At 28.3% G+C, this 13,961-nt stretch carries 13 protein-coding genes; 4 read left to right on the forward strand and 9 right to left on the reverse strand.

Going from position 1 to position 13,961, the window contains the following annotated elements:
- Positions 1-56: 56 nt before the first annotated feature.
- The 6 genes from CJ670_RS06245 to CJ670_RS06270 all read right to left on the reverse strand — a co-directional run bounded on the left by CJ670_RS06245 (position 57) and on the right by CJ670_RS06270 (position 7,203).
- Positions 57-1,022, reverse strand: a complete 966-nt coding sequence (locus tag CJ670_RS06245; RefSeq protein ID WP_228154217.1) for a cytochrome b/b6 domain-containing protein — start codon at positions 1,020-1,022, stop codon at positions 57-59.
- Positions 1,012-1,626 (reverse strand): formate dehydrogenase FDH3 subunit beta, encoded by a 615-nt coding sequence (gene fdh3B, locus CJ670_RS06250; RefSeq protein ID WP_105939294.1) that lies wholly within the window; start codon positions 1,624-1,626, stop codon positions 1,012-1,014. Before fdh3B ends, CJ670_RS06245 begins: the two co-directional genes overlap by 11 nt.
- A gap of 10 nt (positions 1,627-1,636) precedes the next feature.
- Positions 1,637-4,459 carry a formate dehydrogenase subunit alpha gene (locus CJ670_RS06255; RefSeq protein ID WP_105939295.1) on the reverse strand — a complete coding sequence of 941 codons (2,823 nt, stop codon included), beginning with the start codon at positions 4,457-4,459 and terminating at the stop codon, positions 1,637-1,639.
- An 18-nt stretch (positions 4,460-4,477) separates the two neighbouring features.
- Complete coding sequence (locus CJ670_RS06260) at positions 4,478-4,690, reverse strand: Tat pathway signal protein (RefSeq protein WP_105911213.1); 213 nt, start codon at positions 4,688-4,690, stop codon at positions 4,478-4,480.
- A gap of 98 nt (positions 4,691-4,788) precedes the next feature.
- Positions 4,789-5,517: a TorD/DmsD family molecular chaperone gene (locus CJ670_RS06265; RefSeq protein WP_105939296.1), complete on the reverse strand. Its 729-nt coding sequence runs from the start codon at positions 5,515-5,517 to the stop codon at positions 4,789-4,791.
- A 9-nt stretch (positions 5,518-5,526) separates the two neighbouring features.
- The gene (locus CJ670_RS06270) at positions 5,527-7,203 is read right to left on the reverse strand and encodes a 4Fe-4S dicluster domain-containing protein (RefSeq protein WP_105939297.1); all 1,677 of its coding nucleotides are present in this window, start codon (positions 7,201-7,203) and stop codon (positions 5,527-5,529) included.
- A gap of 142 nt (positions 7,204-7,345) precedes the next feature.
- On the opposite strand from CJ670_RS06270, the gene CJ670_RS06275 reads away from it, so the two are divergent.
- From CJ670_RS06275 to CJ670_RS06285, 3 genes are read left to right on the forward strand one after another with little or no spacing between them, the layout of a single operon-like run.
- On the forward strand, positions 7,346-8,497 hold the full coding sequence (locus CJ670_RS06275; RefSeq protein WP_228154218.1) for an ABC transporter substrate-binding protein: 1,152 nt from the start codon (positions 7,346-7,348) through the stop codon (positions 8,495-8,497).
- A complete protein-coding gene (locus CJ670_RS06280; protein WP_105939298.1) occupies positions 8,494-10,074 on the forward strand; it encodes a sensor histidine kinase in 1,581 nt (526 codons plus the stop codon). Before CJ670_RS06275 ends, CJ670_RS06280 begins: the two co-directional genes overlap by 4 nt.
- Positions 10,067-10,726 (forward strand): response regulator, encoded by a 660-nt coding sequence (locus CJ670_RS06285; protein ID WP_105939299.1) that lies wholly within the window; start codon positions 10,067-10,069, stop codon positions 10,724-10,726. Before CJ670_RS06280 ends, CJ670_RS06285 begins: the two co-directional genes overlap by 8 nt.
- Positions 10,727-10,730: 4 nt before the next feature.
- Here the strand turns inward: CJ670_RS06285 and CJ670_RS06290 are convergent, their stop codons facing one another.
- Genes CJ670_RS06290 through CJ670_RS06300 form a run of 3 tightly spaced genes read right to left on the reverse strand, consistent with a single transcriptional unit; the run spans position 10,731 to position 12,427 of the window.
- The gene (locus CJ670_RS06290; protein ID WP_105939300.1) at positions 10,731-11,006 is read right to left on the reverse strand and encodes a heavy-metal-associated domain-containing protein; all 276 of its coding nucleotides are present in this window, start codon (positions 11,004-11,006) and stop codon (positions 10,731-10,733) included.
- Between the two features lie 3 nt (positions 11,007-11,009).
- Positions 11,010-11,336, reverse strand: a complete 327-nt coding sequence (locus CJ670_RS06295; RefSeq protein ID WP_105939301.1) for a transporter — start codon at positions 11,334-11,336, stop codon at positions 11,010-11,012.
- Entirely contained in the window at positions 11,333-12,427 is a 1,095-nt protein-coding gene (locus CJ670_RS06300; RefSeq protein ID WP_105939302.1) for a transglutaminase-like domain-containing protein, read from the reverse strand. Before CJ670_RS06300 ends, CJ670_RS06295 begins: the two co-directional genes overlap by 4 nt.
- A 223-nt stretch (positions 12,428-12,650) precedes the next feature.
- Between CJ670_RS06300 and selD the strand changes: the two genes are divergently transcribed.
- Positions 12,651-13,688 carry a selenide, water dikinase SelD gene (gene selD, locus CJ670_RS06305; protein ID WP_105939303.1) on the forward strand — a complete coding sequence of 346 codons (1,038 nt, stop codon included), beginning with the start codon at positions 12,651-12,653 and terminating at the stop codon, positions 13,686-13,688.
- Positions 13,689-13,961: the final 273 nt, after the last annotated feature.

Below are 13,961 nucleotides of genomic sequence, written 5' to 3' on the forward strand. Positions count from 1 at the left end.
CAAATTTTGCATATTTAAAATCTTTTTTTTAAATAGAAAAAGCCCTAAAGCCTTTCCTATCTTTTTAATAAATCTTTATCTTCTTCTAATACATCAGCTCTTAGTTGTTCTAAGTACTCAATTGGTAATTTCCCAGTTATCACACCTGGAAGATAACCTTTTACTGAAACAAAGTATGAATATACTGTTTCAAATGTAAAGAACGAAATAATTGCACTACCCATAAAATGGATAAACAGAATAAATCTTTTTATCTGTATTGTTTGAGCATGTGTTGCTGCATCTGGAAACATAAACCAGATTGTAAAACCACTTAATACTAGTAAAAACCCAAATGCAACATACATATAGTAGTTGATTCTATTCATAGCATCATATTTTCCTCTTAAAAAGAATTTATGCCATATTTTAGAACTAGGTCTTACAAAGTATTTATGATCTTTAAATGCAATAACTGTAACAATAAACCAAACTGGAATCCAAGCAACACCAACAACTTCATGTGTAGCTCTCATAAGTCGAGGAATATATCCTCCACCTGTCCAGTTTCCAAATGTTATTGAAAAACCAGTTATAAACAGATAAATCATAATTACAATATTTAACAAAATAACAACTCTTTGAAAAAGTGAATAAACTTGCACTTTCTCATTTTCTCTTGTAATTTTTGCTTGTTTTCTACCTTTTGCAACAATAAACATTATTGTAAATAGACAAAATTCAAATAAAAAAACCCAAGGAAGAAGATGTTGTCTCTCTTCAAATGCTCTTATAACTTCAGGAGCAATTGCATCATATCTAGGTCCAAAAAGACCCACTTCCATCTGTTGATAGTGTGTTAAACTATCAAAAGGTACAATTTGTCCAGTAAAATTTCCTTTTAACATTTGCATTAAAAATTGGTAAACATAGTTTATATCAGCAATTGTTGCTAACCAAAAATACCAATATGTTAAAAGCATAAATATAAAGCCTACTATTACGTAAGCTTTATATTCACTTAGAAAACTTTTATTTTTCATAAGCTTTATCCCAACCAAATGGTGTTGATTGAGTTCCATGACCAAAAGATAAAACTCTTTCTCTATATATATTTGCTACAGATTCAGCATCTCCAACAAGTAGAGCTTTTGTTGAACACATAGCAGCACATACAGGAACTTTACCTTCAGCTATTCTGTTTTGACCATATAGTTCTCTTTCATGTTCACTATTTGTATCTTCAGGACCACCAGCACACATAGTACATTTATCCATAACACCTTTTGTACCAAAAGCTCCATTACTAGGAAATTGTGGTGCACCAAAAGGACAAGCGTATAAGCAGTATGAACAACCTATACATTTGTTTTTATCATGTAAAACGATACCATCTTCTCTGATGTAGAAACAATCAACTGGACAAACCTGCTCACAAGGTGCATCTGTACAATGCATACAAGCAACAGATAATGAAAACTCCATTCCTTGTTTACCTTCATTTACAGTAACAACTTTTCTTCTACTAATCTCAACTGGTAACTCATGTGCTGAGGCACAAGCAACTGAACAACCATCACAATGAATACATCTATTTTCATCACAATAGAACTTCATTCTTGCAAAATTTATTTTATTATTACTCATGTTACTTCTCCTAAGCTCTTTCTACTCTACATAAACCACCTTTTGTTTCAGGGATTTGTGTAACTATGTCATAACCGTAGTTAGTAACTGTATTTGCACTTTCACCTATTGCATAAGGAAGTGTTCCAGTTGGATATCTATGGCTTAAATCAACACCTTCCATAATTCCAGCAAAGTGGAATGGTAGGAATACTCTATCGGGTGTAACAGAGTAAGAGTATTTTGCTTTAACTTTGATTTTTGTTCCATTTGGTGAATGAATCCACATCATAGAACCATCTCTAATACCATGTCTTCCTGCTAAATCTGGATTAATATCACAGAACATTTCAGGTGTTAATCTAGCTAAATATTTACTAGCTCTATTTTCAACACCAGCACCATTTAGATTTACTAATCTTCCAGTTACAAGATTTGTTGGGAAATCTTTTGCCCAATCTTGTTTTGTCTGTTCACTAATATATCTAGTATCAACTCTCCAGTGATCTTTTTTATCTGCAAAACTTGGATAATCTTTAATTAAATCCGTTCTTGGAGTATGTAAAGGCTCTCTATGTTTTGGAATAGGATCAGCCCATTGCCAAACTTTTGCTCTTGCTTTTGCATTTCCATAAGGAGCAATTCCAGCTTCCATGCATTTTTCAACTATCAAGTTAGATTTATCAACTTTCCAGTTTGCACCCATTTTTGCTTTTTCATCTTCACTTAAAGTAATTTTTAAAATAGCCTCAATATTCTCTTTTGTAATTTCTGGATATCCACCATCTTGAACTCCACCAACTGGTGCTGAACCTTTAGGTGACAATAATGAAACTCCCTCATGCTCTAAACCAAAGTTTTGTCTAAATCCCATACCACCAAATTTAACTGGTTTTGTAATGTCATAAAGATTTGGGCTACCTGAGTGTTTTTCTGTCCAACAAGGCCATGGTAAACCATAATACTCACCTGCCATATCTCCATAACCAGCTAGTGAAATCTCATCAAACATATGCCAATTGTCAGTATGTTTTTTAAGTCTTTCTGCTCTCCATCCAGTTAATCCAATAGTTTTAATAATTCTAGATATCTCATTTGTTGCATCTTCTGGCCAAACAAAATCTTTACCTTTTTGCATTCCAGCAGTTAATTGATCATAAAACCCTAATCTTTTTGCTAATTCAAACATGATTTCTTGATCAGGTTTTGATTCATACATAGGTTTTACAACTTCATATCTCCATTGACCACTTCTATTTGTTGCAGTTACAGATCCCGCTGTTTCAAACTGAGTTGCTGCTGGTAAAATATAAACATCGTTTTGTTTATCAGTAATAATTGCACCCTCATTTACAAATGGGTCACAAAATACTGCTAATTCTAAATTATCTAAAGCCTCTTTTACTTTTTTTGTTTGAGCAGTTGAAGTAATTCCATTACCCATTACAAAAAGTGCTTTTAGATTAGTTCCAGCATTATGAATAGCATCTTCACCTTCATTTCCAGCTAAAACTCCAGCCCACCAACGTGCAAGTGTAAATCCATTTTTACCCATCCAAGAAGGATCTTTAAATCTTCCCTTAAGCCAATCAAAATCAACTCCCCAAGAAGAAGCAAAATATTTCCATGAACCTTCAGCTAAACCGTAATATCCTGGAAGTGAATCTGATAAACAACCAAAGTCTGTTGCACCTTGAACATTATCATGACCTCTTAAAATATTAGTTCCACCACCTGCAACTCCCATATTTCCAAGAGCCAATTGTAAAATTGGTGCCATTCTTGTATTTGAAGTTCCTATTGTATGTTGAGTTAATCCCATAGCCCATACCAAAGTTCCAGGTTTTGATGCTGCATAAAGTTTTGTAATTTGAACTATTAAATCAGCTTTAACTCCTGTTACATCAGCAACTCTTTCAATTGGCCAATTTTTAGCCTCTGCCATAATATCTTCCATACCATAAACTCTATCATTAATAAAGTTTTTGTCATGCCAACCATTTTCAAAAATGATATTTAACATTCCATACATAAATGGAATATCAGTACCTGGTCTAATTTGTGCATATAAATCTGCTTTTGCAGCAGTTTTAGTAAATCTTGGATCTACTACAATAATCTTTGCATTGTTTCTCTCTTTAGCTTTTAAAAAGTGTTGGAAACCAACTGGGTGATTAACCGCTGGATTTGCTCCAAAAATTATAATTGCTTTAGAGTTTTGAATATCTCCCAAAGAATTTGTCATAGCACCATAACCCCATGTATTTGCCACACCGGCAACTGTTGAGCTATGTCAAATTCTAGCTTGATGATCTATATTGTTTGTTCCAAACATAGCAGCAAATTTTCTATAGTAATATGCTTGCTCGTTATTAAATTTTGCTGATCCTAAAAACATTGCTGAATCAGGTCCATCTTTTTGTCTTAAATCTTCAAGTTTTGATGCAATATTATTTAAAGCGTCATCCCATGAAATTCTTTGCCATTGACCATTTTTCTTAACCATTGGATATTTTAATCTAACCTCTGATTTAACCATATCAATCATATCGGCACCTTTACAACAATGCCCTCCAAGTGATACAGGATGATCTTGTGCTACCTCTTGTCTTACCCACACACCATTTTGAACTTCTGCAATAACACCACAACCAACTGAACATGCTGTACAAATTGTTTTTACAATTTTCGAACCAGGAAAAGGATTTTTAATCTCTTCTTCTGTAGCTGCTCTAGTTGCTACTGTACTTGCAAAAGATGATGTAACTCCAAATGCTGTAGAAACTGCTGCCATTTTTAAAAACGACCGTCTTCCTACTTTTGCATTTAAAGCTTCATATGTATTTGCTGACATAAGCTTCTCCTACTAAATTTATTTTGCGTTTTTATAAAACTCTTCCCAAGCCATAGTTTTTTTGTATAGAATCTCTTTTTTATTAGATTTTCCAACAATTACACCATTGTTTGAATCATCTTGAACAGATGTTTCACCATTTCCAGCCAATAAAACAGTTCCAGTTGTAGCAACTGCAGCAGCTGTGATAATTGCTGCTTTTTTTGCAAAAGCTCTTCTACTTTCTTGCACGACTGACCTCCTTATAGAAATTAAGCCCCTCTAAACTTAAGAGACTTTATAAAAAAAGCAAAACTTTTTTTATAAAATCCCTAAAAAGGAATACCTTTTTAGTTTTTAGGACCTAAAGCTTTTAGTGCTCTGTTTTTCTCTCTTCTTTCTCTTTCTTCAGAAGATATATCTCCCCAATTATCAGTTACTTGTTTTTTAGCTTTATCTTTTTTCATCGGTTTTGTAACTTCTAAGTATAATCTTTCAAACTCAATAAATGAGTGAAAAACAACCATAAGTTCTTTATAAATATTTGCTTTTTTATGCTCATAAATACTTCTTGCAAACTCATCTACAAAAGGATTTAAAATCTGTTCAAAAATACAATGAACAGTATTTTCATACTGCTTTTCTCCAAGAGCAACTAAATTTGACAATTCAGACATTATTGAAAATATAAAGCCAACAGAATCTTCATATTCAAAATATCTCTTTTCATCTCGTCTAAGCTTTGTTTTTGCAACAAATTGAATCATCTCTACTCTTTTTTTACCAGATTCAACACCCTCTTCATAAAAAGAAGCTGTTTGTCTAACTTTTTCATAAACAGGATTATGAAAAATATCATCATACTCTTGTATTAAAGATTGATTTGAATCTTTATCCAAAAGATTTAAAATATTTTTGATAGACTCTTCAGAAACTTCATCCAAAGAGCTATTTTTTAAAAGATTTAAAAGTCTAAAAAGTTCAAAATAGTTTTTTATATCTGAACTTGTAACAAAAAAGTTTGCAAATAAGTTGTAATATATCGCTCTAGCTTTATTTATAGATTGTGTATCTTGCATTTTTTATCCTTATTTTCTATTATCAAAATAGTTTTGCATCATAATTTTAGGCTTACAATTAGCACAACAATATAAACTTCTTACTTTTACAGGATCACTTGCAAAAATTGTTGCCATTTTAGATGCTATTTTTTCTATTGCTTTTGTTGTTGCAAATTCAACCCCACACTCAACACATGCAAAAAGTTTATCTTGTGCTAAAACACTCTCTTTAAACCAAGTTGGTTTTAATTCAATTACATCTTGTTTTATTGTTAAGCAATTTGTTTCAGGACAAGATACTTCACAATATCCACATGCTGTACAAATGCTTGGATTTATTCTTAAAGTATTATCACTAGCATCAGCAACTAAAGCTCCAACATTACAAGCACCTACACAAACTAGACATAAAGTACAAGTATCTTGATTTACTTCAACTTTTGCGTAATGAATATGTTCACCTGTTTTAATCTCTCCTAAATCATCATTTCCAACAATCTTTTGAACTCTATGAGAAAAAACTTCTCTTTTTTTGAATCCATCTTGATTGAAGTTAAAATAAGAGTTTTCCACAAAAGATACTTCTTTTAAAGCCAAAGCTAACTCATCTTCATTCATAGCAATTAAAACAGCATCTTTTTGGTATTTTTTTTGGTAAATATCATTTAATATTCTAATAGCATCTTTTGTACCTTTTGATAAAAAGTCACTATAAAAAACAACTTGAGAACCAGATATTTGAAGTAAAGTTAGAAGGGTTGCTTCATGTAAGAATTTTTCACCATCAATTGCAAAAGGCAAGATATTTTCTTTAAGATTTATATTTAAATTATCCAAAGACATTTTTGAAGGAACAATTAAAGGGTGTGTCTCTTTATAAAACTTTGATATTTCATAAAGTGACTCTTTATTTGTAGGAGTATAATCTATTGCTCCACTTGGGCAAACACTTACACATCCACCACAACCATGACAATCTACTTGAGAAAAAGTTAGAGTTTTTGTTGTATCATCTTTAGTAATAGCAACAGTTGGGCAAACCTCTTCACACTTACTACAAATTACCTCTCTTCTTCCATCATATTGACAAATAGTTTTATCATAAGTTGTAAATTTTCTATATGAGAATGAGTTTATATTATCTTTCAATATTTTAACTACTTCATCTATACTACTTAAGTTTGGATCAAAAACTCCAATTCTCTCTTTAGGAGATGGTTTTGCATCAAACCAAACAATTTGAGAAACTCTTAAAGTTATATCTTTATGGCTATCTTTTACAACTACTTCAAAATTTCCAATTTCACCACTAATAGTTTTTAAAATAGTTTCATCTATTTTAAAGAGTTCAAAGTCATCTTTAGATATTTTTGAAGTAAAACTATCATACTCCTCTTGGTTTTTAGTAATTAACAAAACCTCTTTTGAAATATCAACACTATGGGAAATATCTTGTGCAAAATCAAATCTTGTAGCATTTATCTCATACAGCTTTAAAACATTTTCTATTTTTTTTGATAAATTATCTTGTGAATTTTTAATATAAAAGTCTATCTCTGAAGCAATAAATTCAGAGTTCACATCTTTTGAGTTTGATATTAAAAAACTTTTATCTTTAATATCATCTAAACTAGTAGCTACTTGGATTTTTTCACTTAAAGGGAAATCCAACCCGTTTTTATTATGGTATATATACTCTTGCATAACCTATGCCCTTAATTTTAGTAAAAAATATTTTACCATATTCTATATATAAAGAAGTTAAATAAACCTGAATTTATATAGTAAAAAGTATCATATTACAATTAAACTGAGAGTTTTAAACACAAACAATGTAAACTTATGAATGATTAAAAAAGTTTTATTTGTTTCACTTATTATTGTTTTTATATTTCTAATTAATTTTGAAAAAAATAACTCAAAAAATGAAATATTAATAGCTTCATCTATGCCACAAAGTTCTGCTTTGAAAGCTTGGGGAGATGCTGTTTTTATAGCTACAAATAGTTATTTTAACTATGCAAATGATAATAATTTGATAAAAGATAAAAAACTTGTTTTAAAAGTTCTTGATGATAAATATGAACCTGATTTAACATATGAAAATATAACAAACCTTTTAAAAGATGATATTCTAGCTTTTTATGGAATAGTTGGAACTCCTACAAACAGTAGAGTAATTTCAATTATAAAAGAGAGTCAAATTCCATACTTTGCACCATTTTCAGGAGCAAGCTTTTTAAGAGATACAAATCTTTCAAACATAATAAACTTTAGACCTTCCTACAAACAAGAACTAGAAAATCTTTTAGATTATATTGTAGATGAAAGAAAATTAGAAAAAATAGCAATTTTTTATCAAAATGATGAGTATGGAGAAGAGGGATATATTTCAACTTTAGAAATCCTAAAAAACAAAAATATAAATCTATTATCAACAGGTACATACAAAAGAAATACTCTTTCAATAAGTCATGCTTTTAATGAAATAAAAAACTCCAAACCAGAAGTAATAGTAATGATTGGAGCATATAAAGCAAACTCTTTATTTATTAAAAAAGCAAAAAATGATGAAGTTTTAAAAAATGTAATCTTTTGCAATATCTCATTTGGAGATGCAAACTCTATTGTAAAAGAGCTAGAAACTACAAATACAGATACAAAAAATCTTATATTTTCCCAAATCGTACCAAACTACAATGATAAATCTTTAAAAATAGTACAAGAGTATCAAGAAATTATGCAAAAATATTCAAAAGATAGTCCGCTTGGATTCATATCATTTGAGGCATATTTAGCTTCAAAAGTTTTGGTAAATCAAATATCAAAAATTGAAAAATCAGGAAAATTAAACTCAAAAAATCTATTAAATACTCTAAAAAATCCTCCAAAAAATATTTTGTATGAATTAGAATTAGATTTTAAAAACAATCAACTTCTAAATAAAACATATCTTTTTGAGTATGAAAATGGAAACTTTAAAGAAATTAAAAGATGAAAAAAGTTTTAAACTATTTTAATAACTTAAAATTTTCATACAAAGCAAATTTTCTAATTTTTATAATTGCCTGCGGAATGTTTACTATTATAATACTATCTCAATTATCTATTTTTATTTTAAAAAATGATTTTGATACACTTTTTGATAAAAGAACAAAAACTCTAATAAAACTTGAAAATATAAATGATTCATATAAAATAAATATTCAAAATACTTTAAGTGAATTTGAGAAAAATAATCTAAACTATGAACAAACTTTGGAAATTTTGCAAATAGCAAATGAGATTATAAATAAAAATTGGAGTGAATATAAAAACAACTCATATTCTACAAATACTAATTTTGTAATAAATTATATACAAAAATATTTTTCAAATAAAAACTACTATAAAAATGAGTTAATAAAAAATTTAAATATCCAAAATGTTGATGATAAAATGGCTAAAATATTACATTATTTAAATGATATAAAACAAAAAAATAATAAAGAATACTTTACAAATTTAAATTTTGAAATAGATGCTATTTTGGTGTATCTAGGAAGTTTGGTAAATTATGATTTAAATTTAGCAATAAATGAAAAAAGAGATACCGATAATATTTTTCATCTTATAACAATTTTTTCTTTTATATCTATATTTTTAGTTGTTTTATTTACAATAATTTTATCTTTATTTATAACTGTACACTTGAGAAAAATTCACGATTTACAAGAAAAAATTGTAGAAGATAAAACTAAAGAGCTAAAAGAGTTAAATGCAAACTTAGAATTAAAAATATCTCAAGAGGTTTCAAAAAATAGAAAAAAAGATATTATTATGTTTCAACAAGCAAGATTTGCAAGCTTAGGAGAAATGCTAAACAATATAGCACATCAATGGAGACAACCTTTGGGTTCTTTATCTATGATTATTCAAAGTTTTCAAACAAAAATGAGACTAAATAAACTTTCACTCGATTTTGTAGAACAAAAAGTTGCAGATGCCCTACTTTTAGCACACAATATGTCAAATACACTTGATGATTTTAAAAACTTTTTCAGTCCAAATAAATCAAAAAATAGCTTTTTTATAAAAGATTGTGTAGAAAATTCAATAGAATTATCAAAATATTTTTTAAATAAAGAGCATATAAAAGTAGATTTAATTGTAAAAAAAGATGTAAAAATATATAGCTTTGAAAATGAACTATCTCATGTTTTTTTAAATATAATATCAAATTCAAAAGATGCTTTAATAAACAATATTTCTAAAGATAATAGAGTAATAAGAATTATTGTAAATTGCAAAAAAGATTTTGTTTTTGTAAATATTAGTGATAATGGTGGTGGAATTCCTGCACTTATTATGCCAAAAATATTTGAACCATATTACACAACAAAATATAAAAGTGCAGGAACTGGAATTGGACTTTATATGTCAAAGCAGATTATTGAAAAACATATAAAAGGGCAAATTTCTTGTAAAAATGTCGAAATTATTATAGATAATCAAATATGCAAAGGAACATCATTTTTGATAAAAATACCAATAAATAAAGAAATTATTGAAGATAAAAAGGAAAAAAATGAATAAAAATCTAGATATTTTAAAAAATATTAATATTTTATACCTAGAAGATGATGAGAATCTTCTAAAGCACACTAGTGATATTTTAGAAGATTTTGTAGCAAATATTTATGGGGTTCAAAATACTATTGATGCTATGAATATTTTACTTGAAAAAAAAGTAGATGTAATAATAAGTGATATTTTGCTTGAAAATGAAAATGGTATCAATTTTTTAAAATATATAAAAAGTAAAGATATCCAAATACCTGCAATTTTAACAACCGCACATACCGACACAAACTATTTAATAGAATCAATTAAACTAAAAGTTGAAAACTATCTTTTAAAACCAATAAATATTAATGAACTTTTAAGTAGTTTACATGATGTTGTTTTGCCAAAAATACAAGAAAAAGAGATAAAAAAGAATAGTAATATTATAAAAACAATTGGAGCAATTACAGATAGTAAACAAGTTGAAATTATAAAATATATTTTTAATAATCTTGATGAAAATAATAACTTTTTTGGCTCTTATAGTGAAATTATGGATAAATTTTCTATTTCTAAACCAACTTTGATTAAACTATTTAAAGATTTAGCTGATAAAGATATATTAGTTAAAACTCAACATAAAACTTATCAATTTGATGAAAAATCTTTAGAAAATATTTAAACTTTTATTCATGACTTTTTGTAGAAACCTCTACACCTTGGTATGAAGTTGTTTTAATTGCTTCTAAAATATCTTCTATTTTTACTTTTTGGCTATAAATAACTGTTACTTCTTTTGTATTAAGTCTAGCACTTACTTTTTCAACTCCTTCAAGTTTTGAAATAGCCTGTTTAACAGCTGTTGTACATAAAGGACAATGCATTCCTTCAACTTTAAAAACTGAAATTTGTGAAGAAAAAACAAAGCTAAAAAAGATAAAAAACAGAACTAAAATTCTCATAATCTACTCCATAAAAAGTGGTAAAATCTCTGGATAAAAAAGCAATAACAAAATTGATATAAAAAATATTAAAACTAAAATATAAGTTCTGAATCTAACTTTTTTATCACAACTACATGATATTTTTTTATTAAAATTATAAATTGATATCAAAAAAAATATAATTGCTAAAATAGCAAGTGGAACTCTAGTATACTCTAAAGTAGTAAAATAGCTTAAAACTCCACTTGATACTCCAAAAAATATAAACAATAATGCTGGCAAACAACAAATAGTTGATAATAGTGCAGTAAAAACTGCACCAATTATCACTAACTTATTTTGTTTCATACAATCTCTTGAGAAGTGTAGCTATATACAAAAGTTTTTGGTTTGTAGTAATCTTTTGCATCTTCTCCAACTTCAGCATAAGGATAACCTAACATATTTAAAGGATATTGTGTAGGTTTTGGCTCTAAAATAAAATCTCTAGCACTATTAAATCCTACCCAGTTCATCTCCCAAGAACCGAAGAAATAATCTTTTACCTCTTTTAGTTTTTTGCTATCATTTGGTAACTTTTCAGCTAATTTTACTTTTGTAACATCTGCTGGATCAGCTGGAACCCATCCAAGACCCTCTATATAAAACTCAGCTCTACAATGTTGTGCTCCTGTAATATTTGCGAATCCTTTTTCATCTGCTTTTCCACAAGCATCTGAAATTTTTGATTGCCCTACTCTAATTCCAAAAGTTTCCCTTGCTGGAATTTTTGCATTTCTTAATAAACATACAAATACAGAGCTTATATCTGTACATTTTCCACCATAAATTTTCTCTTCAATTGATTTTTGTGCATCACCAATTCCACAACCAACAACACTCTCATCTCTATACATAGTTGAAACTGTCCAGTCATAAATAGCTTGAGCTTTTTGAAGTTGTGTTTTAGCATCTTTTGTAATATCATTTACATATTTTGTTAAACCTTTTGTTATAGGAATATGCTCTGTTCCTTCTAAAAACTCCAATACTTCGCTTGAATAACTTGTATTTGATTTAGCTTGTGAGAAATCAGTTGTTCTTTCTTGCATAACAACTCCAAAATTAACATCTAAAGTTGGTTTAATATTTGCATCATTCCATTTCACATATAAAACTCTTGTATTATAAGGATTTTTTACAATTTTGGCTTCACTAAAATTTCCATCATATTTAAATGATACAACTTTTTGGTAATCCTCATCTTTTGGAAGTGGTATCCAAAGTTGTGTTGCTTCATTGCTTTGTTCAAAGCTATAACTATTTTTTACTTCAAATTTTCTTGGTTTTTTTGTAATTCCAAATGGATTTGTCTGCTCTTTTGCAAAAACAAAATTCGGAGTTATAGCAATTGCACTTGAAAATAGTGCTGTTGTTTTTAAAAATGTTCTTCTTTTCATGATTTAATTACCTGATTTTTTTCGTTCTATTGTAGATATAAATGAAAGTTTTTCTATATTTATATCAAACCATAACCTATGGTCTATGAACTAATTAGAATTTGATGATATAAAAATTTTCATAAGTAAAAACTTAAATAGTAAAATATTTTTTACTATTGTTTAACTAAAAATTTAAATTTGCTTAAGTATAATTAACACAATTTAAAAAAGAGGTTTACAAATGAATAATGATTACAAACTTACAAAATTTGTTCAAGCTGCTGGTTGTGCAGCAAAAATGGGACCTGGAGAGTTAAAACAAGCTCTTTGTAACTTAACTTATAAAGATGTTAAAGTTTTAGTTGGATTTGATACAAGCGATGATGCTGGGGTTTATCAGCTTAGTGATGATTTAGCACTAGTTCAAACTCTTGATTTTATAACACCTGTAGTTGATGATCCATATATTTATGGACAAATAGCAGCTGCAAATGCTTTAAGCGATGTTTTTGCTATGGGTGGAGAAGTAAAAACAGCTCTAAATATTGTTGGATTTGATAGCAAAAATGTTCCTAAAGAGGCTTTAGTAGAAATTTTAAGAGGTGGAAACGATAAAATAAGAGAGTGTGGCGGAGCATTAATTGGTGGACATACTATTCAATCGCCTGAAATGTTTTATGGAGTTAGTGTAACAGGAATTATAAATCCAAAAGATATAAAAAGAAATAATGGTGCAAAAGTTGGTGATGTTTTAGTGCTTACAAAACCAATAGGAATGGGGATTATTACAACAGCTATTAAAAGAGATTTAATAGATATTGACTTAATCAAACATTGTGCAAGAATTATGTCCACTTTAAACTATTTGCCATCTAAAATTATGAAAAAATATCGTGTGAGTTCTTGTACAGATGTAACAGGATTTGGGCTTTTAGGACACTCTCTTGAGTGTATAAATGAGAATATTAGCTTTGAAATTCAAGCTTCAAATGTTCCTTTTATAAAAGAGGCTTTTGAACTTTGCAAAAATGATGTATTGCCAGGTGGAACAAAAAGAAATGCAAAATTTGTGGAAGATAAAGTTTCATTTAAAGATAGTATTGACCAAACTTTAAGAACTATCCTTTGCGATGCTCAAACTTCTGGTGGACTTTTAATAGCTATAAATAAAGACGACGCAAAAGAGTTTATAAAAGAGATTCAAGATTGTGGATTTGAGTATGCAAGTGTTATTGGAGAAGTTTTAAAAAGAGGAGAAAACCCCATAATTGTAGATTAAAATAGAAATTTTTAATCTATTTTTATAAATTTTACTATCGATTAATTTTACATTAATCTTTTCTGTATATAATTTCAACATAAGTTAAGTGAACAACTTAATTTATACGAGTATTTTTTAAGATAAATTTCTTAAATAGATAATTTTTTTATGTTTCCTTGTGTAGAAAGGTCGCTTCCCCTAGGCGACCTTTTTTTTTGCTTATTTTTTCATCTATCCCATTTCAATATAGCTTAAACCTTTTATGATAGTATTCCAAAATGATTTCATTCT

It is taken from the genome of Arcobacter cryaerophilus gv. crypticus (assembly GCF_002993025.1).
In the GTDB taxonomy this organism is placed as follows: domain Bacteria; phylum Campylobacterota; class Campylobacteria; order Campylobacterales; family Arcobacteraceae; genus Aliarcobacter; species Aliarcobacter cryaerophilus_B.